At 56.6% G+C, this 26,214-nt stretch carries 25 protein-coding genes; 12 read left to right on the top strand and 13 right to left on the bottom strand.

What is annotated here, in order from left to right:
- Nucleotides 1-95 precede the first annotated feature (95 nt).
- On the bottom strand, nucleotides 96-1,280 hold the full coding sequence (locus AB4Z24_RS15815) for an OmpA family protein (protein ID WP_441709767.1): 1,185 nt from the start codon (nucleotides 1,278-1,280) through the stop codon (nucleotides 96-98).
- Nucleotides 1,281-1,417: 137 nt separating this feature from the next.
- Here AB4Z24_RS15815 and AB4Z24_RS15810 point away from each other — a divergent pair, with 137 nt between their 5' ends.
- The 4 genes from AB4Z24_RS15810 to AB4Z24_RS15795 all read left to right on the top strand — a co-directional run bounded on the left by AB4Z24_RS15810 (nucleotide 1,418) and on the right by AB4Z24_RS15795 (nucleotide 5,868).
- Nucleotides 1,418-1,630 carry a hypothetical protein gene (locus AB4Z24_RS15810; RefSeq protein WP_441709766.1) on the top strand — a complete coding sequence of 71 codons (213 nt, stop codon included), beginning with the start codon at nucleotides 1,418-1,420 and terminating at the stop codon, nucleotides 1,628-1,630.
- Between the two features lie 696 nt (nucleotides 1,631-2,326).
- The gene (locus AB4Z24_RS15805) at nucleotides 2,327-2,662 is read left to right on the top strand and encodes a hypothetical protein (RefSeq protein WP_441709764.1); all 336 of its coding nucleotides are present in this window, start codon (nucleotides 2,327-2,329) and stop codon (nucleotides 2,660-2,662) included.
- A gap of 100 nt (nucleotides 2,663-2,762) precedes the next feature.
- A complete protein-coding gene (locus AB4Z24_RS15800) occupies nucleotides 2,763-3,653 on the top strand; it encodes a trypsin-like serine protease (protein ID WP_441709762.1) in 891 nt (296 codons plus the stop codon).
- A 13-nt stretch (nucleotides 3,654-3,666) separates the two neighbouring features.
- The gene (locus tag AB4Z24_RS15795) at nucleotides 3,667-5,868 is read left to right on the top strand and encodes a S8 family serine peptidase (RefSeq protein ID WP_441709760.1); all 2,202 of its coding nucleotides are present in this window, start codon (nucleotides 3,667-3,669) and stop codon (nucleotides 5,866-5,868) included.
- Nucleotides 5,869-5,893: 25 nt separating this feature from the next.
- On the opposite strand, the gene AB4Z24_RS15790 is transcribed toward AB4Z24_RS15795, so the two are convergent.
- From AB4Z24_RS15790 to AB4Z24_RS15780, 3 genes are all read right to left on the bottom strand, one after another.
- Entirely contained in the window at nucleotides 5,894-7,276 is a 1,383-nt protein-coding gene (locus tag AB4Z24_RS15790) for a PepSY-associated TM helix domain-containing protein (RefSeq protein ID WP_441709758.1), read from the bottom strand.
- A 64-nt stretch (nucleotides 7,277-7,340) separates the two neighbouring features.
- Entirely contained in the window at nucleotides 7,341-9,782 is a 2,442-nt protein-coding gene (locus AB4Z24_RS15785) for a TonB-dependent receptor (RefSeq protein WP_441709756.1), read from the bottom strand.
- A 62-nt stretch (nucleotides 9,783-9,844) separates the two neighbouring features.
- Nucleotides 9,845-10,252, bottom strand: coding sequence for a hypothetical protein (locus AB4Z24_RS15780; protein ID WP_441709754.1), 408 nt, complete (start codon nucleotides 10,250-10,252; stop codon nucleotides 9,845-9,847).
- Between the two features lie 500 nt (nucleotides 10,253-10,752).
- Between AB4Z24_RS15780 and AB4Z24_RS15775 the strand changes: the two genes are divergently transcribed.
- The 5 genes from AB4Z24_RS15775 to AB4Z24_RS15755 are packed head-to-tail and all read left to right on the top strand — an operon-like array spanning nucleotide 10,753 to nucleotide 13,975.
- A complete protein-coding gene (locus AB4Z24_RS15775) occupies nucleotides 10,753-11,145 on the top strand; it encodes a DUF2946 family protein (protein ID WP_441709752.1) in 393 nt (130 codons plus the stop codon).
- Between the two features lie 48 nt (nucleotides 11,146-11,193).
- Nucleotides 11,194-12,132, top strand: a complete 939-nt coding sequence (locus AB4Z24_RS15770; RefSeq protein WP_441709751.1) for a hypothetical protein — start codon at nucleotides 11,194-11,196, stop codon at nucleotides 12,130-12,132.
- 11 nt (nucleotides 12,133-12,143) lie between these two features.
- Entirely contained in the window at nucleotides 12,144-12,503 is a 360-nt protein-coding gene (locus tag AB4Z24_RS15765; RefSeq protein WP_441709749.1) for a copper resistance CopC family protein, read from the top strand.
- 14 nt (nucleotides 12,504-12,517) lie between these two features.
- Nucleotides 12,518-13,432, top strand: coding sequence for a copper homeostasis membrane protein CopD (copD, locus tag AB4Z24_RS15760; RefSeq protein WP_441709747.1), 915 nt, complete (start codon nucleotides 12,518-12,520; stop codon nucleotides 13,430-13,432).
- 24 nt (nucleotides 13,433-13,456) lie between these two features.
- The gene (locus AB4Z24_RS15755) at nucleotides 13,457-13,975 is read left to right on the top strand and encodes a copper chaperone PCu(A)C (protein ID WP_441709745.1); all 519 of its coding nucleotides are present in this window, start codon (nucleotides 13,457-13,459) and stop codon (nucleotides 13,973-13,975) included.
- 314 nt (nucleotides 13,976-14,289) lie between these two features.
- Here the strand turns inward: AB4Z24_RS15755 and AB4Z24_RS15750 are convergent, their stop codons facing one another.
- The 4 genes from AB4Z24_RS15750 to AB4Z24_RS15735 all read right to left on the bottom strand — a co-directional run bounded on the left by AB4Z24_RS15750 (nucleotide 14,290) and on the right by AB4Z24_RS15735 (nucleotide 18,600).
- Complete coding sequence (locus AB4Z24_RS15750; protein WP_441709743.1) at nucleotides 14,290-15,063, bottom strand: ferredoxin--NADP reductase; 774 nt, start codon at nucleotides 15,061-15,063, stop codon at nucleotides 14,290-14,292.
- Between the two features lie 2 nt (nucleotides 15,064-15,065).
- A complete protein-coding gene (locus tag AB4Z24_RS15745) occupies nucleotides 15,066-15,776 on the bottom strand; it encodes a pyridoxamine 5'-phosphate oxidase family protein (protein ID WP_441709741.1) in 711 nt (236 codons plus the stop codon).
- A 140-nt stretch (nucleotides 15,777-15,916) separates the two neighbouring features.
- Complete coding sequence (gene pdxR, locus AB4Z24_RS15740) at nucleotides 15,917-17,392, bottom strand: MocR-like pyridoxine biosynthesis transcription factor PdxR (RefSeq protein ID WP_441709739.1); 1,476 nt, start codon at nucleotides 17,390-17,392, stop codon at nucleotides 15,917-15,919.
- Nucleotides 17,393-17,538: 146 nt separating this feature from the next.
- Nucleotides 17,539-18,600 (bottom strand): AraC family transcriptional regulator, encoded by a 1,062-nt coding sequence (locus tag AB4Z24_RS15735; RefSeq protein ID WP_441709737.1) that lies wholly within the window; start codon nucleotides 18,598-18,600, stop codon nucleotides 17,539-17,541.
- A 114-nt stretch (nucleotides 18,601-18,714) separates the two neighbouring features.
- Between AB4Z24_RS15735 and AB4Z24_RS15730 the strand changes: the two genes are divergently transcribed.
- Complete coding sequence (locus AB4Z24_RS15730) at nucleotides 18,715-19,788, top strand: class I SAM-dependent methyltransferase (RefSeq protein WP_441709735.1); 1,074 nt, start codon at nucleotides 18,715-18,717, stop codon at nucleotides 19,786-19,788.
- Here the strand turns inward: AB4Z24_RS15730 and AB4Z24_RS15725 are convergent.
- The gene (locus AB4Z24_RS15725) at nucleotides 19,785-20,033 is read right to left on the bottom strand and encodes a hypothetical protein (protein ID WP_441709733.1); all 249 of its coding nucleotides are present in this window, start codon (nucleotides 20,031-20,033) and stop codon (nucleotides 19,785-19,787) included. The genes AB4Z24_RS15730 and AB4Z24_RS15725 overlap by 4 nt on opposite strands.
- Nucleotides 20,034-20,226: 193 nt before the next feature.
- Complete coding sequence (locus tag AB4Z24_RS15720) at nucleotides 20,227-21,753, bottom strand: hypothetical protein (protein WP_441709731.1); 1,527 nt, start codon at nucleotides 21,751-21,753, stop codon at nucleotides 20,227-20,229.
- Between the two features lie 218 nt (nucleotides 21,754-21,971).
- On the opposite strand from AB4Z24_RS15720, the gene parS reads away from it, so the two are divergent.
- On the top strand, nucleotides 21,972-22,448 hold the full coding sequence (parS, locus tag AB4Z24_RS15715) for a type II RES/Xre toxin-antitoxin system antitoxin (protein ID WP_441709729.1): 477 nt from the start codon (nucleotides 21,972-21,974) through the stop codon (nucleotides 22,446-22,448).
- Nucleotides 22,445-22,948 (top strand): RES family NAD+ phosphorylase, encoded by a 504-nt coding sequence (locus AB4Z24_RS15710; protein ID WP_441709727.1) that lies wholly within the window; start codon nucleotides 22,445-22,447, stop codon nucleotides 22,946-22,948. The genes parS and AB4Z24_RS15710 overlap by 4 nt, the downstream gene beginning before the upstream one ends.
- Nucleotides 22,949-23,178: 230 nt before the next feature.
- Here AB4Z24_RS15710 and metE read toward each other — a convergent pair whose 3' ends face one another.
- The 3 genes from metE to AB4Z24_RS15695 are packed head-to-tail and all read right to left on the bottom strand — an operon-like array spanning nucleotide 23,179 to nucleotide 26,203.
- Nucleotides 23,179-25,536, bottom strand: coding sequence for a 5-methyltetrahydropteroyltriglutamate--homocysteine S-methyltransferase (gene metE, locus AB4Z24_RS15705; protein ID WP_441709725.1), 2,358 nt, complete (start codon nucleotides 25,534-25,536; stop codon nucleotides 23,179-23,181).
- 32 nt (nucleotides 25,537-25,568) lie between these two features.
- A complete protein-coding gene (locus AB4Z24_RS15700; protein ID WP_441709723.1) occupies nucleotides 25,569-25,955 on the bottom strand; it encodes an acyl-CoA thioesterase in 387 nt (128 codons plus the stop codon).
- Between the two features lie 2 nt (nucleotides 25,956-25,957).
- Nucleotides 25,958-26,203 (bottom strand): hypothetical protein, encoded by a 246-nt coding sequence (locus tag AB4Z24_RS15695; protein ID WP_441709721.1) that lies wholly within the window; start codon nucleotides 26,201-26,203, stop codon nucleotides 25,958-25,960.
- Nucleotides 26,204-26,214 lie beyond the last annotated feature (11 nt).

The raw sequence follows: 26,214 nt of genomic DNA, 5'->3' as shown, positions 1-26,214 counted from the left end.
GCCGCAGACTTCGGCGATGTGTGCTTGAAGTTCTGCATGTGTAACACACCGGTCCAGATCTTGCGTGCCCTCGCAAAGAGCGCGCTGAAACTCGGTCAATTCGCAACGCGGAGTTCGACACGCCTGTCGAGCTGGTACAGCTCTTCGGGTGGATATTTGCTCCTGTCGACTCCCGTGAAGGGTTCGTTCGCCCCCTTCGGCACCAATTGCAGCTTGCCTTGATAGCCACCATTGCGAAGCACGCGCTCAATGGCGATGAGCCGCTCATGGGAGAGTTCCATGTTGTAATCGGGTAAACCACGCTCGTCGGCGTGACCGGACAGAACGACAGACGCGAATTTTTTCAATTTCAAAAATTCCAGCAGCAGGCCGGCAGCGCTGCGTCCTTCCGGTGTCAGAGTTGCTTCATTGTAGACGAAGGTAATCGGGACAGGCATCGTCGTAGCAGTTGTTTGAGAATGGGGAGGTTGTGATGCCGATTGCGCCGGAGGCGAAGGGGGCGAAAGCATCGGCTGCGCGACTGAAGACTGACTTGCCGGAGATTCCGGTGGGTGAGAGGACTGAACGTCCGCGGAACCGCCCTGTTCGCTCACCCCGCCGCTTGGCGCACCAGGGGTCTGATGCTTTGCCTCCTCTCGAGCAGCGGCGACGACGCCTTCGAACTTCTTCAGGAGCTGAGCGGCTGGGGTTTCATGGCCTGAGACTGTCGGTGGCGAAGGGGATGCAACCTTCGGCGGCTCGGACGCCGTTGCTGCGGCATTCTCGGGGTTTGCTTCAACGCGCAAGCTAATATTGGGTGAGGTATTTGCGAACCGGTATTCCGTCACGATCGACCAGTCGCCCCTATCGTTGGCTGTAGCAGTACCGACGCGCGTCGACCCGTCCAGAACCGTCACTTGCGAAAATGGGGCGGCAGTACCTCCGAACACGGATGGCCCAGTTGGGGAGATGCGCGCAATCGTCAAAGCCGGGGCGTCGGAATTCTTTTGTGAGGGAGGCTCCCTCGACGGCGGTTCGGATGCAGCGCTTTCTTTCGCCGTTGTGGTTGCGGGTGTTTCTGAATTCAACTGCGGCCGAGGCGCATTCTTCTCATCACGTCGCTGGGCCGTCGCTTTGGTCGTCGTGGTATCGAGCCCTGCCGCTTGTCTCCATTTCGTTTGTATCCCCAGGTCCAGGGTGACGGCGAGCTCCACGGGCCACGTGAGTAGGCCGACCTGCGCCAGCACAATGAAGCTGCTGAGCAGAAGGAGGATCAGAGTGAACAAGAGTCTGGCGCGCATACGAGATGCCTTCGTGATGTTGTGCCGGGGCTTGCCGACGTCCGGTCAGCCGACCTTATCTTAAACGAAATTGATGGAAGAATGATGCTGAGTTCCTGCCGTTTCATCAGCGTGAGCCCGTCATGGAGCGCGATCGCTTGATCCTTGCTCAACTTCGCTTTCTCGGAAACGAGAAGGGGAAGCCCTTCAAGCCCGATGAGCGTCAGGCAAAAATTTTCGAAGATGGTGTCGTCGTCGGCGAAGCCATGGCCAAAGCCAATAGGTCCGACAAGCGTGTCGAGCCGCCTTTTCCGGCCTGGAAGACATTGGAAGCATGCACTGGTCGTGTCGGTCGATCAGCGAGCGCCTGACTACGATCAATTGGATGAGCGCGAAGCGTGGTTCTACAAGGCGTCGTTATCTCCAAAGGGAGAAGCCGACGGCCTGCCTCAACCGAAACTAAACGAAGTTTTATAATTGAGCGGGGGCTCGTGACACTCTCTGACTCTAAGCGTCTTCCTCTTGACTAGTGGCGCGGTGGTCGACACCGCGCGTTCCTCCTCGTGGTAATTCCACGAGTGTATCTTCGGCCTCGCGCCACCGTGCAGGCTCCGAAAGAGTTCCCGTCGGATTTCTGTCCTATCCGACTTCCCTCATAACAAAGCCGTTCCCTCGGAATCATCAAAAGAGTGTCGAATGAACCACAGCGCAATTCTTTGCTCCGCCGATTGCGCGATTTTCTAGACGCGCCCGTCAAAGTGCCGTTAATCACTATACTGACTGAATGGAGATTGGAGGAACAGCTTAGAACTCTCAATGGACAATCAGAATGTCGCTTGTTTCTAAGTTGCGAAGGGGATTTGCAACTAACCCTATTGTTTTGTCTGCGTTCGTATTAGCTGGGGGGCAATATGCGTAAATGGATCGTTTTTCCAGTCGTTGCTTTCAGTCCGCTCTTATTAACCGCTTGCGCTTGGACAACAAGCAAACTTCTTTTGCCCGGCGAAGAGCCGCGTGGTTTCGTCTATTACGAATGCAAGCCGTTGTTGGTTGTTTCAGGATCCACCGTGTCGGTTTCGTACGTCAAGAATCCCAGCAAGAGATATTCGGTCCAGTTCGGCGCATTCCTCGCGAAGAACGACGTGCTGATCAATTTCGATAAGGATTGCGGAATAACGAGTGTCAAAAGCACGATGGACACTACGGATGTGCTGAAGCTCATTCAAGCCCTCGCCGAGAAGGCGCTGCCCGCTGTCGGAGGTCAGAAAAACACCGTTGGCGAGACCAATCAGACGATCGTCCAAGTCTACGACGTCATTTTCGATGACGAAGGAAATATTGTGTCGCTTCGCCCGCTGGTAAAGCCCGGCACCCTGGCCCGAGTGCCCGTGAGCCCTACCTGACAGGGACTAGGCTCTGCGCTTAGCAAGATGGTCGCTGAACCAAATTCGCCCAACGCTCTAATGGTTGGACCTATGATTGCATCCTAGACGGAGGCTCGACATGAAAGTCACTTACGCCCAAATTTTGGTGCTCAGTTGGATTTTGCTCGTCGATCTCACGGGGATGGCTCATTGCGAAAGCGGGCACTTCGTGAAGAACAATGGAGAGCTTAAGCTGATGCAGGTCAGTCAGCTTCCTGAGCCGGTTGAGCCCAAGGTTATCAAAGGGACCCGTGCCCGGCCTGCCGACTTTCCCGCGTCCTTCTACCAGTCGTCGGGGGTCGGTCGATGCACCGCGACATTGGTCGGGCCAAGTGTCCTGCTAACGGCCGCTCATTGCGTCGCGAATGGAGGCAAAGTTACCATCTCGATCAGCGCCACGACCTTTAAAGGAAAATGCACTCACCACGAGAAATGGCAGAACGGAGAGGGCGACGTATCGGCCGATTACGCGCTCTGTCTGATTGATCGCGAACTCGCAGGGGTCACGCCAGAACGACTTGACCTCTCCGGAAGCGGCCTCGATGTCGGGCAAAAGCTCTTGCTGGCTGGGTTTGGCTGCACCCAGGAGGACATGTCGGGCGGCAACGACGGCGTGTTTCGCATAGGGCTTACGAAAATATCGGAGATGCCGAGTTACAATCAACAACAACCCAACGACATGCTGAGCGAATCGGACCCGAATGAAAACGCCCCTGCAATCGTGTGCCCCGGAGATAGCGGCGGCAGCGTGTATCGCTTGAAAAGCAATTCGACAGTCGCTGGCGCGCGTTCGATCGTGGCTCTCAATTCCAGGGTGGGTCTCGAGTCGGACACTAAAGTGAATGGCAAATCATATTTGGTCGCCACCTTCACTTCCGATTTCAAATCCTTCGTTGGGACATGGAGTAAAAAAAACAAAGTCGAAGTGTGCGGACTGACGAAATCTATGAGTGTCGCCTGTCATCGCTAGGAGATATGAGGGTTTGGGCAAATCCATGCTGTCGTCCTCGATCCGGTTTCTAACAATCCTTTGCCTGATTTGCGGAACTGGGGTGCCCCGTTGTTCTGCTGCAGACGACCTTCTGGTCTACATGGGACCACACATCGGTGCTGAATTAGAGCGGTTTCTTGCGCAAAAAGCGAAGCCGACAATCGCAACGTCTGAGAACGGCGACACCGCTTCGTCGATCATCACACGCCAATGCGGTCATATGAGCGATGTTTTGGTTTTAGAAGCGAAGAAACTCAATCCCAGCCTTGCCACTTTTTTTGCTGAGAACAGCCCATCACTTGAGATTGGGACGCCAATCGTCGTCCCGGCCTGCGCTTATTGGGAAGTCGGCCCCATACCCTACATCGCAAAGGAAAGCGAAACACTGGAGCAGATAGCGTCCAACTTTGTCGGCCATAGCGGCAAGCGTACGACGGGCGCGATAAAGTTTGAGACGAAGAGGAATGAACCCGCTCTCGCGAACGTCGACCTCGACCGATTCCTGAAGGAGGGCGACAGACTTTACCTCCCCTACCTTTCCCGGCCTGTGCGGCTTCAGCCCATCAACGGCAGCATCGGGGAGTTTGTGACCGAACTCCAAGCTAAAAGCGCGGCTTCAAAAACCAATGGCGTAGCTTATTCCCTCGAAGATCGATTTGAATTCATCGTTGAGGCGAAGCCTGGATTATCCGACCTCAGTTGCGCCGGAAGCGGAACGGGCTATCCGCTGTCTGAAGGTGACGTGGCACGCGTGATCAAACTCAACGATTGGTTTGTCTCCAAGTTCGCACGCAATCCCTATGGCAACGAACCCGTTGTCATCTTGGTTGTCGACGATGGGATCCAAGGTTCCGAAGCCGTCGAACTCGGAGACGAGAAGACTTACCCGAAATCCATCCCAATTGCGTTTGCCCACGCTTATTCGGCCGGCGAGTCGAGCCAGGTCGACAACACATTTGGCCAGCGGTACGACGAGTTTTCGACAGATCGGTTGGCACCCACAATTTCTTATCTACCCATACCGCACAATGGGAACATGCTCCACGGCACACACGTGACCGGGATCCTGCTCGGCGGCGGATTTGCGCGCACATTTCCAGAGTTGTTCAAAGGGCGCTTCAAAATCGCGCACAGAAATGTCGTCAGCCGAGTTGAGGGCGCATCAATCTGGAAATTTAATCCGTCTTATACGACTCTCGCGATCCGGGACCTCGATAACATTGAAAAGACTTCACACGAAAAGGTAATCATCAATCTGAGCGCGAGCGGAATCGGCGAAATCGCTCACATCGATCAGAGGCTGAACCAAGAAGAAGCATTGCTCGTCGTCGCAGCCGGAAACGAATCTTCCGACCTTGATGACTCGAGGATTCCGAACGTCTATCCCGCAAACTATGGAGGTGAACATTCGACTAATGTCATTTCTGTTGCCGCACTAGATGCCAACACTTCGCTCATGCCGGAATCAAATTATGGGCGCAGATCCGTCGATGTTTCCGCGCCAGGTTGTCAGATCGTCTCGAATGTTGGTGGGCAAAATGAAAATCTGAAGGCGATGTCGGGCTCTTCAATGGCCGCACCGTTTGTCACCCTGACAGCCGCAATCCTTGCCAACTACGGCGTGCAACTCGATGACATCAAAAGACGGATCTGGAAGACTGTCGATATTGATGATCCCGATAGTCAATCCAAAATAGCGAGCGGGGGTCGCTTGAATATTCCCCGCGCCTTGGCACTTGGTTTCGATACCGTGACCACGAAGAACGGAGATTTGTTATTTGGCGCATTGCGTCAGCAGGTGTTTAAGCTCTGTGGCGAGGCCCCAGATAGCGAGCCTGAAGACGTTGGACCGGAAGCTTTCGAGCGGGTCGATTTTGGCAATTCCTCGTCCTGTAACCAATCGCCTGGTCTCGTCTGCGTGCAAATGGCGATGCAGTTCAAAGGGGACTCGGATCGCCACGACATGAGGCGTCTCCGCGCGGACGCGCGTCGTTGCAAATTGTCAGAAGACTTGATCACGGGTGAAACTGTCAAGTTTGTAGCTGTGGAACAAAATCCTACTACGAACGAAATTTCTACACGAGAGGAGGACATTCCCCTCAGTGACGTCCGCAACATTGTACCGTCCGAACTTTCGGGGTCGACGCTCCAACCTTATAGAAATGCGATCGTTCGTTTGCACGACGGTCGATAAGCGTGAGTTGTGACGCAGGACCGCTCTATGCGTATCGCCTCTGTCGAACCAACATCTGTAAAATCGCTTCGCCTACCAGCACGACCGTCAAGGACGCGCCCGCAAGTGGAAAGATCGCACAGATGAGAATGATCCCGATCAGAACGCTGGACAACGATAAGTCGCCTGCCGTTTTTGGTGCCGCAAAGCGTCCCTTTGGCCGGCGGAGCCACCACATATAAGGGCCAGTCACGGCCAAGAAGAGAATCCCGACGCAGGGTATCAGCATAACGAATTGATTGGCGCGACCGAAATAGTTGCCCATATGAATTTGAACGCCAAGCTCGACGGCCTTTGCTGCCCAACCGTAGTCGCTGAATTTCACATCCTTCAAGACTTCACCCGAGTACTGATCGATATAGAGCGTGCGCTGACCCTCGGGCTGGTCAGGATAGCGAAGCGCAGTATAGACGCCTGTCGCGTCCGCGGGGAGCGTTAAGCGATAGGGGTCTGTCATGCCGTTCTTTGCAACAATCGCAGCGACAGCGTCCACGTCGATTGGCTGGCTCGACTTACCCGGCATCGACGCCAGTCCCTGTGCTCCGTGATGATGGTGTTGAGATGCCGGGGTAGTCGAACCCTCCAACGTCCAAGGGCGCGAACCCGAGGGGTTGTCGAGAGGAGCACTTTGTGAAGAACTGACTATCCGCCCGTATGTGCGATAGTCACCAGGATAGCCGACGCCGGCAGTATTTATAACTTCGCGGAAGATTCCGCCCCAGACCGAGGCCCATGGCAATCCAGAAAAGATCAGGAACAGGATGAAGAGAGCCGTCCAGACTCCAACGGTGGCATGCATCGATTTCCAGAAATTGCGGCCCCGGGCCGACACGCGCGGCAGCAATACGCCGACAATGCGCAACCCCGCGCGCGGCCACCACAGATAGAGCCCGGTTAGAATGAGGATCACCGCCCAGCATGCCGCGATCTCGACAATAGCGTCGCCGAATTTGCCGAGCATCAGCGAGCCGTGGAACTTATCCGCAAAGCCGACAAGGGTGTGCGTGTAGACGTAGCTTCCAAGGACGGTGCCTGTCCCCGGATCGACAAAGACGCGGACAGGCTCGCCCTTAGCGGGAGTTACAAAAACTTCTACCGTGCGCCCTGCCTCGTGCGGCGTATCTATCCGCGTGGCCTGGCCATCTGGATAGGATGCCAGTGCGGCGTCCATCAATTGCGAAAGCGGCAGCGACGTCGTGGAAACGGCAGGTGCAAAGCGCAGGTCGTGATAGACCACATCATTGATTTCGTCATTGAAGAGATAGATTCCGCCTGTCACCGCGAGGATGAGAAGAAACGGCATTACGACAAGCCCGGCGTAAAAGTGCCATCGCCAGACGATCCGGTAGATCATCGCATTTGTCGACATGGATTAGCGATCCTGCAATGCGCGAGGCCCGGTCGGAGAAACCTCGAACCGGGCCGCATGCAAATTACCATTTGATGGTGTAGCTGACGTCGAAGCTTCGCGGAGCCCCGAGATAGACCGAGCCAGGATTATAGTCCGCCCAGTATGCATAGATTTCATCGGTCAGATTGCGGCCGCGAATTCGCAATGTGCCGCCGCCGATGTCATAGGAAATCCACGCGTCCAGAAGCGTGCGCTCGTTCACTTTGATCGTGTTTGCAGTGTCCGTGTAGAAGGGGCCGACGCGATTGACCGACATTCCGACGGTGGCGGGCAGCGATGCCAAGCGATAACTCGTCGATGCGGAAAGTGAATAGGGTGACGCGTTTACCGGCATATTGCCGTTTCGGCTGACGAGTTCTCCGCCGACGTTCTGATAGAGATTGGTATATTCGGCGTCGATTACGGTTCCCGCCACAGTCACATTCCATCTCTCAGTCAAAGCAACGGTGGTGTCGAGCTCGATGCCACGGGACCTGAGACTTCCACCCTGAACAGTCTGTGTGGGATTATTCGGATCGTTCGTAAGGATGTTGTCCTGATCGATTTGATAGAAGGAGGCCGTTGTCGTGACGCGCCCGCCAAAATATGTGGACTTGATACCTGCCTCAGCTGAGCGCCCCTTCGAGAGGTCGAATTGCGCTCTGCTAAGAGAACCGGTCAGCAGAGATGAAATTGGTACGGTAGCGGTCGCGTATTGAGCGAACAGGGATGTGTTTTTGACGATTTCGTAGGTCGTTCCCACACGCCAGGTGACGTCTTCGTAGTCCTTCGTAAATGCCGTCGTGATTTGATTGGTGTTATCGTCTCTGATGCTCCGATCGAGATTGATGTATTCGTAACGCAGCCCACCGAGCACAAGCCACGAGGGGGTAAGGTTCAGCGCGTTCTCGAGGAAGACCCCTGTCGTTCCGTAGTGCGAGAAATATGTTTTCCTGCCATCGTCGAAATTCGTGGCGTTATCTACTGGAAACGGTCCTCGATCCGGGTCGAAGATATCGACGGCATTCGCCGAGCCAAAGTGGCGCGCGGAGTTGAATTGCGTATCGATGTATTCTGCGCCGGTTGTAAAGCGGTTTCGAAGCCCTCCGATATTGCCGTCGAAGTTGAAGCTTGCGCGCTCTGACCAGAACGAGTGATCGTGCGTGATGATGGTCGGGGAGCGCGTAATGGACCCGGCGTCGTAGTTGAAATATTCAGCGTCTCTCCAAGAGCGGTCGGCAGTGTAATAGCTGCTTTCGTTCTTGAAGGTCCAATAGGGGTTCAACTTGTAGTCCGCGGAACCACGTAGCCATACAGCGTCCGACTCCGCTTTACCGTTCAGATAATTGTAGTTCGTGCTGCGCAGAGCTTTGTCGAGAACCAAGCCAGCCGAGCCGCTCACGACATCCGTCGGGTCCTTGGCCAGAGCACGCGGAATAAGGGGCGTTCCCCAGTAAGGCGGTGTGAACTTATCCTGATAATAATCGACCGATCCTTTCAGCGTCAGCCGGTCCGACGGCTTCAAAAGGATGTTGTTGGTGATGGCAAATTTCTCGGAGCTTGTATCGTCGATGAAGCTATCGGCGTTCGAATAGCTGATCGTTGAACGAAACGCCGCAGCGGGACTGAGGGCGACGTTCATTCCGGCGCCAAACCGCTGGCTATCGAAGCTGCCATATTCGGCCATGCCTTCGAAGAAGGTTCTATCCGTGGTGGCCTGCTTTGTGACTATGTTTACGGAGCCAGCGAGAGCATTGGTGCCCGACACGACGGAGGCCGGCCCTTTCAAGAATTCGACGCGTTCGAGATTGAAAGAGTCGTAATTGCGAGAGACGAAGTTGGGATCGGTCACCCGCGAGCCATCGATGGAATATCCGAGACCCGCGTAAATTCCTCTTGTGACAGTCGAGCCGGGTTCTCCCGGGTTATCGCCCACAAGAACGCCCGGCACGGATTGGAATATCTCGACGATGTCGCGCAATCCGTTTTCTTCAATTTCTTTTTCAGTCACGACGTTGAGCGTTGCAGGCATTTCACGCGGCGTGAGATTGAGCATGCTTCCTGCGCCGTTCGGAACATCAAGCTTTGCAGCGGCCGCGGCAGCGGTGTTCGCAGGAGGGCCGCCGGTATTGCCGGCTCCATCGGATGGAGCGCCGAGGCCAGGTTCAGTGGAAGGCAGAACCTGATTAACGGCGGACGGTTGCTGGGCGACGGTTGTCTTCTTCTTCGGCTTTGCTTTGACGTTTGCCGAACCTTTGGCTTTTGCAGCTGAACGAGCAGACTCGTCCGGCATATTTGATGGCTGCGTGACCTCGACGGGCGGCAGCGGCACGTCGAACAGTTGCGGGGAAGATGAGGAAGAGCCAGCTGGCTTGGCGACCTCCTGGCCGAACGCCTCTGGCAGAAAACACAAAAGCGCAAGGGTCGAAATAGAAAATGCGGCGGCTGTTTGCAGCGGCGCGCGACGCAGTGACGAAGACAGCATTATGGGAAAGCTCCGAAAGCACGAAAGGGACGCAGATCAGCTGCGTCTTGCGATGACGTGGTTCAGGAGAATGCAGGCGGTCCGCGCGAGCCGAGATGGGGCCCGGCACGAACAGGCGGTAATGTATCGAAGATACGATGTCGTGCGACCACAACCGCATTGTCGGATGGGGCAACGGTTATGCCGGTGGCATAAAGGTCGGCGACGGCATTCGACGCAGAAAACGCGCAAGGCTGGTGATGGGAGCCCCCGGATTTCGGAGGAAGCTTGTGGCCGTTGACATCGAGATCGAGGATTTGCGGACCGTAGCCTGTGCAAATGACGATCCGGAAGGCACCAGCCGAAGCGCCGGCAAAATCCGGCATAAAGCCGACGGGAATGAAGGAACGAGCGATAAATACAAAAAGCACCAGATGGCTGAGCCACCGGCGCATTGCTTCCGATCTTCCGACATCCCCCCGGATGTTCATTTCCAGTCCTGCAGAGCGCCTTTGCAATCGCCAGATTTTCTCAATCTGCCGAATAGCCTAGCTGTATGGCTCAACTCGTCATCAAGGCCAAGGGTTATTTGTGCTCGCGCGTTACCTTCCGACCACATGTCGAGCCCCGAGCGAGGCGGCGGAGCATCTTGCGGGCTGCCGTCGCGCCGTTATGCAGCTTCAGCGGCAGCATTTCCTTGAAAATGAACGTTTGCTTGAGCCTAAGTGTGGGCGAACTTCTCACCTCCGACGATGTCCACTTGTGTACATTACGCCTAAATGCGCGAACATATCATTCAATCCGCTAGCAGTTGTTTTGGGGCTTTTTCGTTCTGGCTGTAACGGGAGGACTGGCTCCAATAGGCCGGAGAGCCGCGAGAATCGAGCCACCAAATAGCGAGCTGATTTTTTCTGGTAACTGAAGTTATTCTGTTTGCCCTGTGACTGTCGCGCCATTGCGCAGCGCGCGCCGAAGTGCTGGTAGTAACGCTATGTGGAGATTGAGAACGCGTCAGTTCAAGCGAACTGTAGGTGCCCTTGCGGTTTTGGGCGCTCTTCTCAATGCGTGGGTGCTGACCGTCCACATTACGTCTGTCGCCTTGGCACAGCTTCAACCGAGCGCAGGCGATATTGTCATCTGCCATAAAGGCAGTCTCAAATACGTTGCCGACACGGGGGCGCCGGACGAGAAGCCGGCATCCCAGAAAAGCTGTCCTATTTGCTCCGGCTTGGCTGCCCTCGACTTTGGGATTGCTAGCGAGCCGTTGCTGCACGTTGCGCCGATGGCGGTCGGCGGCGTTCAAATCAGCAACACGAGCGACGAACTCGTCGCCGATCATCGTCCGGAGCAAATCCTCAACCGAGGACCACCTCGCCTCGTCTGATTGTAGCACACGCTTGTAGATCAGTCGTTCAAACAGGAGAGTGGTCCCATGGCTCGCATGCCCATGCGGGTGGTCGCGGTTGCGACCGTCGTCGCCTGCCTACCCGTATCCCACGCATCAGCGCATTGCTTCGTGGGCAATAGATTTTTCCCAGCAACACTCAATGTTGACGACCCGTGTGTCGCCGACGAACTATCCCTTCCGACGGTCTCTGCATTTCGCAATGGAGATGATCCGTCCGCACGCGAAGTCAATATTTCGGCTGAAATCTCCAAAAGAATAACGGAGACCTTCGGAATTTCCGTGGGGGATACGTGGGTGCATCTCAAGGGCCCCAGCGGCGCGACGGCTCAGGGTTTCGACAATCTCGAAACGAGCTTCAAATTTCAGTTTGTGACCGATCCCGCCGATGAGTTCGTCATGTCGGCCGCTCTCGACGTTGATTGGGGAGGCACCGGCAGCAGTGCAATCGGCGCCGAACCCTTCACAACTTTCGCGCCAACGCTCTTCGTCGGGAAAGGCTTCGGATTTCTACCTGAGGAGTTGAAGTACTTGAAGCCGCTCGCGATCACTGGCCAAGTCGGCTACGCAATTCCGACTGAATCCATGACGATCGAAGATGGTGAGACGACGTTCAACCCACGCTCCATCGTGTGGGGTGGATCGCTTCAATATAGCATGCCCTATCTGAAGTCGGCCGTCGAAGACGTCGGCTTACCGGATTTCGTCAACCGTCTGATCCCCCTCGTGGAGTGGAACCTGTCCACGGAAACGGACCATTTCGTGGAAGGAGAACGGACGACGGGCACCATTAATCCCGGGATCATTTATGTGGGTGACAAGTTTCAGATCAGCGGTGAGGCGATCATTCCTGTCAATCGCGCGAGCGGGGACGGCGCTGGCGGCATGGGTCAGCTTCATTTCTATCTCGATGATATCTTCCCCGATACCTACGGGCGGCCTTTGTTTGCCGCTGCAAGTCAATAAGGAATACAGCAATGATAAGGAATCTTCTCGCGAAATTCGCGATCATCTCGCTGGCGGTTGTCGCGACTGCGTCGTTCGCCGAAGCCCATGCGAGGCTTGATAGTGCCAGCCCAGCGGTTGGAAGCACTATAGGCAGCTCGCCCGGACAAGTGACGTTGCGCTTTACGGAAGGGCTTGAGCCAAAATTTAGCGGGGCTCAGGTACACAATTCGACGGGCGCTCGCGTCGATACAGGTAGTTCTGTTTCCGGCAGCACGATGCGTATTGGCGTCAAGAATCTTGGCCCAGGCGCCTACACCGTCGAGTGGCATGCGCTGTCGGTCGACACTCATAAAACGCAAGGAAGTTTCTCCTTCCACATCGGAAAGTAATTCGAGGCCGAGGCGTGGACTATTCGCTAATCTTTTGGCGTACGCTGCATTTCCTAGCCACGTTCCAAGCCGCAGGCTCAGTGCTGTTTTGCGGCTTGGTCGTGCGCGATCTTTCGGCCCTCCGAATTGTCCGATCGTTGAAATGCGTTTTCTGGCTCAGCCTAACACTCGCATTTGCATCTGCGCTCGGCTGGTTCCTAGCCGTGGCTGCAGCCATCGATAGCTCCAGTTACTTGGCGACGCTATCGGACGGGACTGCTGCGGCCGTCATTTCCGATACGCAGTTTGGTAAAGCCTGGCTCATTCGATTTATTGCGGGCGCGCTGCTTGCGGTGCTTGTGGCGTCCCCCAAAAGCGACAGTGGTTGGCTCGGGACGGTGATCGTCATCACAACGGCAATATTGGTCGGGGGCCTGGCGTTTGCCGGACATGCCGTGAGCTCGCCCGGTTTGAGCATTCATCTCACGGCCGACGTTCTTCATCTGATTGCAGTCAGCGCATGGCTCGGAGGATTGCTGCCTTACCTGATTTTTCTTCGGAGGCCAAAGTCTCAAGCGGGTCAGCATTCGAATGAGAGAGCCCGTGAGATTACTCGACGATTTTCCGACGTTGGTGTCTTCGCCGTTCTGACAATTGCAGCGACAGGTATCATCAACACATGGAGTCTCGTTGGCAGCTTTCACCTCCTCATAACCACTGACTATGGCCGATTGCTTTTGCTGAAAGTGTTTATCTTTCTGATCATGGTCGCGATCGCCAGCATCAACCGATTTCGTCTCGCTCCCCGACTTGACGAGGGGAGTACAATCGACGCGCTCAGACGCAATGTGATGATCGAAGCCGTATGCGGCGTCGCTGTATTAGCGCTGGTCGCGGCATTGGGCACGATGCCTCCGGCGCTTCTGGGTTCTTCTGCAATGCAAAATTGATCTTAGCCAGCGGAGAGAAAGAAAATGAAACGAGCGATCGTTGCCGTAACGGCCTTGTTCGCGTTGTTTGGCATGGCTTCGGCGCACCAATTCGAAAAAGGCGGTCTCCTCATCGCGCATCCCTGGACACGCGCGACGCCCGAGGGCGCGACCGTTGGTGCCGGCTACCTCACAATCACGAATAACGGCAAAGATGCCGACAAGCTCAACGGCGGCACCTTCGAAAACGCCGATCATGTCGAAATCCATGAGATGAAGATGGACGGAGACAAGATGATAATGCGCCAGCTTAAGGACGGCCTGGAGATCAAGCCCGGCGAGACCGTAAAATTCAATCCCGGTGCGTATCATCTGATGTTTGTCGGCTTGAAGAAGTCCATCGCTCAGGGAACAAACATCAAGGGTTCGTTGACTTTTGAGAAAGCGGGCACGGTCGACGTCGACTACAAAGTGGAAGCAATCGGAGCAATGGACAGTTCTGATGCAGATCACGCCGGGATGCAGATGGACGACTCCGAGATGAAGCACGATCACGCGCAATAGCGACGAGCTATCAATGGCAGAACGTTCGTTTCGATTTCGACAAGCTCTATTGCCTGCCCCTCGGCGGCGCCGACGCTCGTAGCGGAGGCAGGGACGTTCGTTCTCAATGCGGACGTGACGGTAAGCTTCTAGTCAGAAAGCAGCGTAGCCGGCGATGGGATTCGTCAGCTACGCAATACTCTCGATCAGGAGTTCAGGCATCAGCCGCACACGTCGATCCACGCGCGACGGTGATGCGCTGGGTCCCAGTCCGCTTCACATAGAGCCTGACGGCTCCCGGCATTCGATGTCCTGAAAGCGCCCGGCAGAACGGCTCATTTGTCAACGAAAGCCCGTTCGATGACATATGCTCCCGGGGTGCTCGTATTACCTTCCGAAAAATCGCGCTCCTTCAAGAGTTGCGCGATATCCATGAGCATCGAGGGGTTGCCACACACCATGATCCGATCATGCGCCGAATCTAACTCGGGGACGTTCAATACCGTACGCAAAGTGCCGTCATGAATGGCAGTCGTGATACGACCCTGATTACGAAAGGGCTCGCGGGTGACTGTCGGATAATAAAGCAGCTGGCGGCGGGCGAAGTCTCCGAGGAACTCGTCATCCAAAAGGTCTCGTGTGATATAGTCGTGATAGGCGAGTTCCGCGACCCACCGCACCCCATGCACGAGAATCACTTGTTCGAACCGTTCGTAGGTCGCTGGATCCCGTATGATTGCCAGGAACGGCGCGAGGCCCGTTCCCGTTGCCAAAAGATAGAGGCGTTTCCCCGGTAGCAAATAATCAAGAACAAGCGTTCCTGTGGTCTTGCGTCCGATGACGAGCCGATCGCCTGCGGAAATACTTCGGAGTTGCGATGTCAGCGGACCTCCCTCGACCTTGATGCTGAGGAATTCGAGATGATCGGCATGGTTGGCGCTGGCGATGCTATAGGCACGCTGCAACAGTTTTCCATGGATCATCAGACCGAGCATGGTGAACTGACCATTGTTGAAGCGAAAACCGGCGTCGCGAGTTGTCGTGAAACTGAAAAGGCGGTTCGTCCAATGATGGACGCTCAACACCGTCTCCTCGTGATGCGTAGCCAAATTCAGTCGTCCTTCAAAGGAGTTGTTGTCCAGGCCGATTTATCGCCGGCTACACTTGCATAACAAAAGTGTGTCACGCAATCGGGCGTCGCTACTGTGCTCGCCAACCGAGGATCTGCGATGGGAGCCTTCTGCGACAGTTCCAATGGCACCATTCCTGCCCACCGGTCGGATGCGAGGTCTGGATCTTCATCGCCAGGAAGGGCATCGTTCACTTTCGCGGCGACTTCATCGAGCTTGAGCTTGACGACCTTCGTCGCTTTCCATTCCTGTTCGCTCGGCTTTCTTGCATAGTCCCAAAGACCCGGTGCCAATCTGTTTGTGAAGACCGAGAGAACATGCCGCTTCTCGTCCTCTTCGGTCAACGACGCATTTCCGAAGGCCATGACGGAACGATAGAGAACATTGTGGTTCATGGCTGCGCGCGCGAATACGATGCCGTCGATGTGCGTCACGCTGAAGCAAACAGGGATATTTTTTTCCTGAGCCCTCAGCATCCGGCTCGCCGATGACCCGTGCCAGTAGACGTGGTCATCGATACGCCAATGGCTCGTTGGCGTCACATAGGGCGCCCCGTCGAAGACGTATCCCACCTGGCAAATGATGCCCGCGTCGATAATTTGGTTGATGCTCTCGCGATCAAATTTGGCGAGCCAGTGATAACGCCGTAATTTCGTGCGGTCGGAAGGTGGGGAGAGGGCGGGTTTGTCCATGGTGCGCATCCGTCAGATTCGTGCTCAAACGACGAAAAACCGTACTCACGAAGTGGAATGTTGCATTCATCCACTTTGGCTATACGGTGCAGACCACATTGGAAGGGTGCAGTCGGTGCCAAGGAAAGGCGGCAGCACACTTATTTTGGCCGGACGTTTTTGATGATCCGGGCGAGCCGCTTGACGGCCGCATCGCACTCTTGAGGCGTCAATCCGCCAAAGCCGAGGACGAATCCGGGGGCATTCCTCCGCTTTATGAATAGGTTGCCGAGCGAAGGGAGGATGATGCGCTCTTGTTCGGCTCTTCTCCTCACCTCATCTTCCAGGTGCCCATCGTGAAGATACCAGGTCGCCTGAAATCCCCCGGCCGGCACCCGCAACGCGCCGAAGGGCGCGAGATGGCGTTCTGCCGACTCGACGAAAGCGTCCCGTCTTGCTTTGAACAGTTGGCGCATACGTCGTATGTGCGCCGTAAATTCTCCCGTCGCCATGAACTCCGCCAAGACGGCTTGATTGAAGACCGCAGAATGACCGTCGACGAGCGTCCGCATCCCGACGAACGCCGGCACGAGATGATAGGGAGCAACCAAATAGGCGAGACGAACTCCCGGAAAAAGCGTTTTCGTGAAAGTCCCGACGTAAAGGACGTTGCCTGAAGTATCCAATCCCTGAATGCAAGAAATCGGGGCGCCGTCATAGCGATATTCGCTGTCGTAATCGTCCTCGATGATAAAGCTTCGATGCACTTTCGCCCATTCAATAAGGGCCAGGCGGCGCTCCAGGCTAAGAGTCGCCGTGGTTGGATATTGGTGCGAAGGGGTCACGTAGGCGCCGCGCGGGGCTGGCGTCCGCCGTAACAGCGTCTCGACGACCATCCCGTTGTCGTCAACATCGATAGGTACGGGAACCGCTCCAGAAACTGTGAGCGCCGAGCGGATACCTGGATAGCAGGGATCCTCGACCGCGACGGCATCTCCGGCATCGAGCATCATCGTCGCGATGAGTAACAGGGCTTCTTGGGAACTCGTGAGGACAACGATGTTATCAGCATCACAGCTGACGCCGCGATGAGCCCCGAGGTAACGGGCGATCTCCTCCCGCAGATGGTAAAATCCCTGAGGATCGCAGTAAGCGAGCGCATTCGATCCGAGACGGCGCGAAATCCGGGAGGCGGTTTGCTGCCAAAGCCGGATCGGAAATGATCTCACATCGGGAAAAGCAGCCGAAAAGGGTAGTGGAAGTGGGTCCTGAACGCCTCCCGCACGCTGAATTTTCTTGCCCCTGTCGGAGAGATGCAAATTGCGTAATTTTCGACCTGGTGAGGCCTGGAATATCGCCAGCTGGGCGCCGGTTTCAGAAACGAATGTGCCGCTTCCCCTTTCACGGATGAGATAGCCCTCAGCTTCGAGGTGCTGGTAAGCGAACTCCACTGTCTCACGCGCCACCGCAAGTTCTTTCGCCAGGAGGCGGGTCGACGGCAAGCGATCGAATGCCTTGAGGCTCCCGTTTCCGAGTTGCCGGCGAATGGCGTTTTGAATGCGGATACTAATCGGCAGTTCGTCAACCGCATGCTCTTCCAGCAACGCAATAAGGGTTCCGCTGAACTGACTTCGCATTTTTCAAGTGGCCTGTAGGTATCGGGTAAAATGGCGGGATCTGCGATCCACCCATGCTACTATTTTAAGGCCGCGGAAGGTATAGCGGATCGGAAAATTCGTTCGCCTGCCTTCTTGACGTAGCAACGCGAAGAAATGAAAGCAGCTTACGACTTGGTTCGGCGTCGGCGATAATCGCTAGGCGATTGGCCGGTCCAGCGCCGGAAGGCGTGATTGAAGGCGCTGACTTCGGAGTAGCCGAGGGCGAAGGCAATTTCGGCCAGTGCCATCGTCTCGTTTTCCAATAGGTTCAGCGCCAGCGTCTTGCGCACATCATTCTGCAAGTCAGAGTAGCTGACGCCGGCTTCCTTTAGCCGCCGCTGAAGCGTCCGCACGGAGACGCCGGTCGCTTCGGCGATGTGCTCGATGCCACTTTCGCCTTTAACCAGCACGGAGGCTATTTCGCGACGCAGTTGTTCGATCCGGCCACGTTGGTCCGGCAGTGCAGCGAGCCGAAGATCACCATAGTGACGCATCAGACTCCCGATCACGGTGTCGGCCGTCACCATGGGCCGCTTCAACAAACTGGCATCGAAACGGATGCCCGCCCAAGGATGGCCGATCCGGATGCTATTGCCCATGATGTCCGCACGTGTGCGCCGTTCCACAGGCGTCTCGTCTGGCAAATTCGGCAGCAGGACTTCATGCGGGACCCAACGCGGATCTGCAATGCCGACACGCACGAGATTACACGCGAAGGCAACAGCCCAGTCCCCTTTCTGCCGATATGACATCATCAGCGGGTCGATATAATAGAAATACACAAACGCCATGCCGTCGGAGACTTCCATACCGTGCACGGCTGCGTCGACGACCGTCGGCAAATACCGCCCTATGGCTTCGAAAGCTTCGCCAACCGTACGTGAGGCCAGGGCGACATTACCGATCACACCGGCGTGTCTCAGCTCGTACTGCGCACCAAACTTTAGTCCGAATTGCGGATCGGACAGGCGCCCGGCACAGATTTCCAACAGCTCGAGATAGCGGATGAGCGGCACGCGCCGATCAGGATCGGTCAGATCTCGGACCTCGAGACCGGCTCGGCGCAAAGCATCCTCCGCGTCGACCCCACGCKAGCTTAAGTAAGAGTCGAGACCGTAGACGACGCTCGCCAGGTTGATCGTCGGCAGCCCGATTTTCTTGGTTGGAGCGCGTCCCTTCGTTGTCATTGGCGCCAACTCGCAAGCTTTTGGCGGATTATATCAAGACCGCCTGAATTTTTGCCGACTATTCAGACCGCATAGACGTTCGCTTTCGGCGATGCCATGCGAAGGGACGAGACCATGACGCAACCTATACCACCACCATCACAGCGCGACATTGAAGCCTTCATCGGCCGGGTCATTTGCGATCTAGGCGCCGCTTTTTCAGGTGTACTGGTCAATGTCGGGCGAAAGCTCGGCCTCTATGAAGCAATGCTCGATCTCGGCGACTGCACGACGGCGGAACTCGCCAAGAAGACCGGCGTTCGGGAGCGCTATGTGCGCGAGTGGCTCGCCAACCAGGCAGCCGGCGGCTACGTTGTGTACGATCTCGAGAGACAGACTTACAGCCTGCCGCCGGCGCAGGCGATGGTGCTGGCGAACGATCAAAGCCCCATTTTTATGGTGTCCGCCTTTGAGGTCGCGTCTTCGTTTTGGTTGGACGAGGACCTGATCGTCGAGACGTTCCGGTCGGGCGAAGGTCTAGGCTGGCACGCCCACAACCATCGCCTGTTCTGCGGCACCGAAAGCTTTTTCCGCACCGGCTATCGCGCGCATCTGGTCAACGATTGGCTGCCGGCGCTCGATGGCATCATCGGGCGTTTGCAAAGCGGCGCCCGCGTTGCAGACATTGGCTGCGGACACGGCGCCTCCACCATTATGATGGCGCAGGCCTTCCCCAAGTCGAGCTTCTTAGGGGTCGATTATCATGATGCGTCGATCGTGACCGCCCGCAAGCGCGCCACTGAGGAAGGTGTGGTCACCAACATCGCTTTCGAGGTCATGACGGCGACCGAGTTCCACGGCCGCGACTTCGACCTGATCTGTTTCATGGATTGCCTGCACGATCTCGGCGATCCGGTTGGGGCGCTCGCGTCTTGCCGCAGGGCGCTCAAGCACGATGGCAAGGTGCTCTTGGTTGAGCCTTATGCCGGAGACCGGTTGGAGGAAAATCTAAATCCTATAGGCCGGATGTATTACGCCGCATCCGCCATGGCGTGCACGCCAAACTCGCTGTCGCAGAATGTTGGGCTCGGTCTCGGTGCCCAGGCGGGCGAACAACGCCTCCGCGAAGTGGCACGGCAAGCCGGATATTCCAATCTGCGACGGGCGTCGCAAACGCCCGTCAACCTGATCCTCGAACTAACCCCTTAGTTTGCACGCGGACCGGCCGCGGATTTGGGTCCGTAGAGGTGCCGAAGCATAGCTCGTATGGCCGACGGGCTCGTTCTGAATGGTACGAAGATCTCTTGCCGGCGTCCTGAAGTGTCCTTGAAACGGAAGTGCAGTGCATCACGCAAAATCGATGATGGTGCGATCTCCAGCGTGTCGATGCCGAGGCTGTTGGCGGCCTGGCGGACGAGTTTTTCGTATTGGATGACTTTCAGGGTGTTCTGCATGTCCGCGCTCCCATGTGCGCCAAAAAGGGACGACATGTGACTGGAAGCAAAACTCAAGCCACTTACTTGCTCGGAATATTAACCTGTGTCGAAATCGGGCCGCGCACATCCCATTGGGACCGAGCGTTGACGTGCGAAGCACGCGGTGAACCTCACGCTCTACTCCAGCCAATTTGACCAGACGTCAACACAACTACTCCGGTTTTATCGGCGCACCACCGACACCGGGCGTGCCGAACACTTGGACAGCGCCGATTGCCTTCTGTTGCAAGCGCACCCACTCGGCGAGCTGAACGCACAGCATCGGACGGGGCAGAGTTGCATCCTTCGCGCAGCGGCGCGATGCGAAGTTCTGTAGCCCCATAGCAAGTTGAAGTGAATAATCGCTCGAATAGAGCTGCGTATCGCTGAAGACCGAGCCACCCGGGACGTTGCCGAAGTAGGTCATTCGGAGACCTTGTGCCGTTTCAGGCTGCTTTTCCGCGTCGAGCTTAAGCACGCTGCCGTTAGGAGCGAATTCCGCGAGGATTGGAACCATCGGAAAGCCAGCCGTCTGATGGCAACCCATACAGGAGCTCTTGGGATTGTCGACAGGACCAGCAAGGCGACCGCCGAAGCCCAGATGATTGAAGCTCAGCGGCGGAGTTGCCAAGTCTTTCACAGCTTGGCGATTGATCCACTGTTCGGTCAGCTTATCGTAATCGCATGGACCGTTCGGACCCTTGCAGGATTCGGCGAACGTCACTTTCGGATTGTTGCCCCATTGCAAACCGAGCGGCGTCATCCGCGCCCATGGTGTTTCGCCCTTCGCGTTTCCGTCGTAGCCGTATGTTCCGAGTAGCCATCCCGTCGTGCTGCGCTCGTCGCGAACCTGAAGATCGATCTGGATAAGGCGCACCTTACCAATGCGGCGTTCGTAGCGGGACAACGGGCCCTCGTTGCGGAAGTGAGGGCTCTTGTTGACGAAGATGTCGGCATCCCATTCCAAAGCGCCCTTGACCGTGGGCAGTTCTGCCTCGGTCACGGTCGAAAAGAGAAGTTTGATGACGAAGGCACCGTCCGGCATGGTGTTCAAGCCAGTCGGGTCAGGATTAAGCGCACCCGGCTTTGGGTCGTCGGGATCGCAATAAACCTGGCCTAACGCAAACGCGTATCGATCATTGACGTAAGCCTGTGCCCAAGTATCGACGAACTCCAATTGCTTTTCGCCGAAGGTATTGCCGGCGGAGTCGAACTCATGAGTCAGGCCGTGAACAAATTCGCGGCCGTCGGTTCCAGGCCAGTCGGACGCGACTTCCGTGTTCCAGTCCATCCACGGCGAGCCGTACCATTTACGCGTCTTGTTGTCCTCGACGTAGAAATCGACGGCGACGTTGCCTTCAAGGCCATATTCTAACAGCGCACGAAGATAAGCGGCTGGGTCTACCGGACCGCCGTCTTTGAAAGGGATCTTCAGCCATGGATACGCTTCCTTGGCGGGAAGCTCGGTGGGATAGTCCTGGCTGAGTTTATAGACGCGACCTTTGTAATCGGCAGGCGGATCGCCGCCTTCGCCCTGAAGGTAATAGTCCTTGAAAGTTCCGCGCTTGCAGTCCTTTCGTGCCAGAGTGTTGCGCACGGCATCGCTGGTTGCAGCTGCTGACGTGGGTAGCAGGGCTTCGCTCGCGTAGCCGAGGATGCCGACGACGGCTACTACTGAGAGACGCGCGAACAATTTCATTGCTGATCAACCCTCACTCACTTGGCCCCGCGCCAATATCGCGACCCGTGTATCCGAATCTTGCTGGCCTCCTGTTAAAATGATTGCGGCCTACGGACTCGCCTCCAAACGCGGTTAGGAAACCGTAAAGAGGCAAGAAGTCTTCGATCGAATAGCGGAGATCTTGAAGTAGACGACACATGTCGCTAAATTCACGACACGTGTCGAGGAGGCCGGTGATGCCTGGGCAAGCGCATGTAAGTAGAACCGATGAACTCGTCCTCCAGCGAACAGCCAAACTGCTCGGCGGTCGATCTCTGCTAAAGAGAAAGCTAGAAAATCCCATTGATGTTCACGAGATCGTAAGGAAGGGGTTGCCGCCCGGGTCTCTCACGCATCTGCTGAATGCGCTTCGCGTCCTAAGGCGTGACGCCGACCTTGAGCAGGTCGTCGGAATGAGCGTGCGGACGATGCAACGTCTCGGCGGGAGATCGAAGCCGTTAAGCCCCGAACAGAGTGGGCGCACGGTCGAGTTCGCCAAAGTTTTAGCAAGAGCAACTGAGATCTTTGGGTCTCAGGATGAGGCCGAGCGGTGGATGAAGCGGCCGGCACTGGGCCTCGATCGCAAACCGCCGATAGAGCTACTGACGACGAATGCCGGGGCCGACCTTGTCGAAGACTATCTCACGCGACTTGAGTACGGCGTCTACACATGACGCCTTTGCCGACCCTACTAGAGAATGGCAAGTTGGTAGCGTGGCGATTGGACGAGACACGTCATGCAAGTACCTGGAATAGCGGTGAGGGCGCATTCCGAGTTGGCGGCAGATGGAACAATAAGGGAGTGAGAGCTGTCTATTGCGCCCTCGATCCAGGCACGGCGATACTGGAGGTTGCCGCGCACAAAACATTCTACACGCTCGACCGCGTACCGCACACGTTGACCTGCTTAGTGATCGATGACGCCACCGCGGTTCACATTGTTCACCCGACGGATGTTCCGAATGGAAATTGGCTGATACCGGGGATCCCTAGTCGTGCCCAGAAGGACTTTGGCGATGAACTTCTCCGGGCGCACAAATTTATAGCGATCCCCAGTGCCGTCACCAAGTATAGTTGGAACCTTATTTTTGATCCCAGCGTTGCGGCTGGCGCTTACATTTTAAAACTTCAAGAACCCTTCGCGCTGGATACCCGTTTAAATCCGTCAAAATAAAAAAGGCGTTTGACTGGCCGCCTGCGCCCTGCATCCCCGCATCGAATGCGCTATCTATCCGTGGCAGGATGAAAGACTAATAACAAAAGGGCTCAGCCGCGTAATTGATCTCCAGCACGGATTTATACGAAGGCAGGTGCTTGGGGAAGCAGTCGTTGCGTCCGTCAATTGGAAGCCGTGCGGATCGAGGCAAGCGCGCAGGTCTCGACGCGCACGGCAAGACTTTCTGTTTACGCGCTTTCGCGCATCTTCTTGGCTGCTTCAACCATATTCTTGAGGGCGGGCAGCACTTCCTCCCACTTTCGGGTTTTAAGGCCGCAGTCCGGGTTGATCCAGATCTGCTCTGGCACCAGATGGGCGCGCGCTTTGCCGATCAAATCCGTCATGTCGTGGACATGGGGACAGCGGGGCGAGTGGATGTCGTAGACGCCCGGGCCGATCTCGTTCGGATACCGGAAATCCGAGAACGCTTCGAGCAATTCCATCTGCGACCGCGAGGTTTCGATCGAGATGACGTCGGCATCGAGTGCTGCGATCGACGGCATGATGTCATTGAACTCACAGTAGCACATATGCGTGTGAACCTGGGTCTGATCGGCTGCGCCGCCTGCTGCGAGTCGAAAGCACTCGACCGCCCAGCGGAGATAAGCATCCCAGTGTGCGCGTCTGAGCGGCAGGCCTTCGCGGAGCGCGGGCTCATCGATCTGGATAATTCCGATCCCGACTTTTTCGAGATCGGCAACCTCGTCGCGGATCGCGAGTGCGATTTGCCTGCATGTCACCGAGCGGGGTTGGTCATCGCGCACGAATGACCATTGTAGGATTGTCACCGGACCCGTCAGCATGCCCTTAACCGGCCTGCTTGTGAGCGACTGGGCGTAAGCCGACCAGCCGACGGTCATTGGCTTCGGGCGGGAGACGTCGCCAAAAATGACCGGCGGCTTTACATAGCGCGAGCCATAGGACTGCACCCATGCGTTTTGGGTGAATGCAAATCCGGAAAGCTGCTCGCCGAAATATTCGACCATGTCGTTGCGCTCGAACTCGCCGTGCACCAGCACATCAATGTCGAGCTCTTCCTGGATGCGGATGGCCTTCTCCGTCGCCTCGCGCAAGAAAGTATCGTAGGCGGTGTCGCCAAGTTCGTTACGCCGATGGGCAGCGCGGGCCTTGCGCACCTCCTCGGTTTGAGGAAACGAACCGATCGTCGTCGTCGGGAATTTCGGCAACGAAAGCCGCTTCTGTTGCGTATCATGCCGTGTGGCGTACGGGCTTGCACGCTGCGCGTCTCGGGGCGTTACTGCCGCCAGGCGAGCTGCAACGTTGGCATCGTGAACGCGAGGCGAACCCGAACGCGATTTCACAGCGGCATCGCTTGCATCGAAGGCCTCGGCGGCTGACCTGCATTGGCTCGCGGCACGCGTCAGCGCCTGTATCTCGATGAGCTTTTGCTTTGCGAAAGCGAGCCAGGACTTCAACTCGGCGTCGAGTTTGGTTTCGCTGGCGAGATCGACGGGTGCGTGTAGCAGCGAGCAGGATGGCGCAATCTGGAGATTGTCGCGGCCGTGCGAGGCGATTGCTTTTTCGACGAGCTTAAAGGCTTGGCTCAGATCGGTGCGCCAGATGTTCCGGCCATCGACGACGCCAAGCGAAAGAACGCGCGTGCGCGGCCAGACGGATAAAACGGCATCGAGCTGCTCAGGCGCGCGTACGAGATCGACATGAAGCCCTTGCACAGGAAGTGAGGCCGCGAGCGCCAAATTATCGTCGAGCTTTTCGAAATACGTCGCGAGCAGAATTTTCACGCGACCGCGGGTGAGGGCCTGATATGCAACACCAAGCGCCTCTCGCTGGGCATCGGACAAATCGAGCGCAAGAATCGGCTCGTCGATTTGCACCCAGTCGGCACCAGCATCAGCGAGGTCTGCAAGTACTTCGCTGTAGACAGGAAGCAGACGATTGAGAAGGGTGAGCGGCTCAAGATCGGGGCTCTTGGCCTTGCCAAGGGAAAGATAGGTCACGGGTCCGATCAGAACCGGACGCGTATGGATGTCGAGCGCTTTGGCTTCCTTGAATTCATCGATCGGCTTGCGCGAGGCGAGGCGGAATTCCTGCCCCTCGTAAAACTCAGGTACGATGTAGTGATAGTTCGTATCGAACCACTTCGTCATTTCCATTGCGGGCGCGGCGGCCGATCCCCGCGCCATGGCGAAATAGGTATCGAGATCGACGGAGCCAAGAATCTCGGCGGTCTCGGCAACATCAGCCATCATCGCGTAGGCATTCGCGGTGCGTGCCGACGACGCAATCCGCCCGCCGTTCGCAGCGCCGCTAGTGCGATACCGCGGCGGTATGGCACCGACCATCGCGGTGGTGTCGAGGACTTGGTCGTAGAATGAGAAATCGTTCGAGGGAATGACCTCGATGCCGGCGTCCCGTTGCAGACGCCAATGGCGTTCACGTAGCTCTGCTCCGGTCTTGCGGAGCGTCACATAATCGATTTCGCCTTTCCAGTAAGCTTCCGTGGCCTTTTTCAGCTCGCGCTTTAGGCCAATGCGGGGGAAGCCAAGGTTTGCAGATTGAACCATGGGCGTTTGCCTTTCGGGAGATTTAAGGGGAATTATTCGGCGTTCGGTGGTGCTATGGCCAACGGCCGCCCGTTTTCATCGACGGCGACCATCTCGAAGCTGCCGCGCATCGCGACCTTGCGATCTTTCTTGCCGAGCGTTTCGGCGACGACTTCGACACTGACGGTCATCGAGCTGCGTCCAACACGTTCGACGCGAGCGACAAGCTCGACGAGCTGGCCGACCGCGACGGGCATGTGGAAATCGACACGGTCTGATCGCGCCATCACGACGCTGCCGCCGGCCCGGCGCGCGGCGGCGATGGCCGCGGCCTTGCTCATCAGATTGAGAGCCGTGCCCCCGAACAGCGTGCCGTAGTGATTAGCCTGCTCGGGAAACACGATTTCGGCGAAGCGCGTTTCTGCCTGATCGAGGGACATGCTCATTCCTTTGTGGGAGCGTCCGGAACCCTGACGATCGGAACCATCTGATCGCCCCACTGGCCGCGCCCATTGTGAACGCGGTGCGCCCGCATCAACTCGATGGAAGCACCGGCCTCGACGGCTTGATGGATTTGCAGATTGAGCCTGTGGAGCGTGTCGGCAACCTTGCGAATGGCGACGTCGACATCCTGAGTCTTGGGTCCGTTGAAGGGTTCGACCATTTGAATTATGTCCGCTGATTTCAAGGAATTTGCTC

The sequence above is a fragment of the Hyphomicrobium sp. 2TAF46 genome, assembly GCF_052114865.1.
Taxonomy (GTDB): domain Bacteria; phylum Pseudomonadota; class Alphaproteobacteria; order Rhizobiales; family Hyphomicrobiaceae; genus Hyphomicrobium_B.
The sequence above is the reverse complement of the archived record's forward strand: the minus strand, read 5'-3'. Positions and strand labels throughout refer to the sequence as shown.

Excerpts from the sequence above, each read along its gene's own strand:
- AB4Z24_RS15785 (WP_441709756.1), bottom strand. The coding sequence starts at position 9,782 with ATGCTGTCTTCGTCACTGCGTCGCGCGCCGCTGCAAACAGCCGCCGCA.
- AB4Z24_RS15700 (WP_441709723.1), bottom strand. The coding sequence starts at position 25,955 with ATGTCCCTCGATCAGGCAGAAACGCGCTTCGCCGAAATCGTGTTTCCC.
- parS (WP_441709729.1), top strand. The coding sequence starts at position 21,972 with ATGCCTGGGCAAGCGCATGTAAGTAGAACCGATGAACTCGTCCTCCAG.
- AB4Z24_RS15725 (WP_441709733.1), bottom strand. The coding sequence starts at position 20,033 with ATGCAGAACACCCTGAAAGTCATCCAATACGAAAAACTCGTCCGCCAG.
- AB4Z24_RS15790 (WP_441709758.1), bottom strand. The coding sequence starts at position 7,276 with ATGTCGACAAATGCGATGATCTACCGGATCGTCTGGCGATGGCACTTT.
- AB4Z24_RS15710 (WP_441709727.1), top strand. The coding sequence starts at position 22,445 with ATGACGCCTTTGCCGACCCTACTAGAGAATGGCAAGTTGGTAGCGTGG.
- pdxR (WP_441709739.1), bottom strand. The coding sequence starts at position 17,392 with ATGCGAAGTCAGTTCAGCGGAACCCTTATTGCGTTGCTGGAAGAGCAT.
- AB4Z24_RS15770 (WP_441709751.1), top strand. The coding sequence starts at position 11,194 with ATGGCTCGCATGCCCATGCGGGTGGTCGCGGTTGCGACCGTCGTCGCC.
- AB4Z24_RS15720 (WP_441709731.1), bottom strand. The coding sequence starts at position 21,753 with ATGAAATTGTTCGCGCGTCTCTCAGTAGTAGCCGTCGTCGGCATCCTC.
- AB4Z24_RS15745 (WP_441709741.1), bottom strand. The coding sequence starts at position 15,776 with ATGGACAAACCCGCCCTCTCCCCACCTTCCGACCGCACGAAATTACGG.
- AB4Z24_RS15775 (WP_441709752.1), top strand. The coding sequence starts at position 10,753 with ATGTGGAGATTGAGAACGCGTCAGTTCAAGCGAACTGTAGGTGCCCTT.
- AB4Z24_RS15730 (WP_441709735.1), top strand. The coding sequence starts at position 18,715 with ATGACGCAACCTATACCACCACCATCACAGCGCGACATTGAAGCCTTC.
- AB4Z24_RS15815 (WP_441709767.1), bottom strand. The coding sequence starts at position 1,280 with ATGCGCGCCAGACTCTTGTTCACTCTGATCCTCCTTCTGCTCAGCAGC.
- AB4Z24_RS15780 (WP_441709754.1), bottom strand. The coding sequence starts at position 10,252 with ATGAACATCCGGGGGGATGTCGGAAGATCGGAAGCAATGCGCCGGTGG.
- AB4Z24_RS15800 (WP_441709762.1), top strand. The coding sequence starts at position 2,763 with ATGAAAGTCACTTACGCCCAAATTTTGGTGCTCAGTTGGATTTTGCTC.
- metE (WP_441709725.1), bottom strand. The coding sequence starts at position 25,536 with ATGGTTCAATCTGCAAACCTTGGCTTCCCCCGCATTGGCCTAAAGCGC.
- AB4Z24_RS15755 (WP_441709745.1), top strand. The coding sequence starts at position 13,457 with ATGAAACGAGCGATCGTTGCCGTAACGGCCTTGTTCGCGTTGTTTGGC.
- AB4Z24_RS15765 (WP_441709749.1), top strand. The coding sequence starts at position 12,144 with ATGATAAGGAATCTTCTCGCGAAATTCGCGATCATCTCGCTGGCGGTT.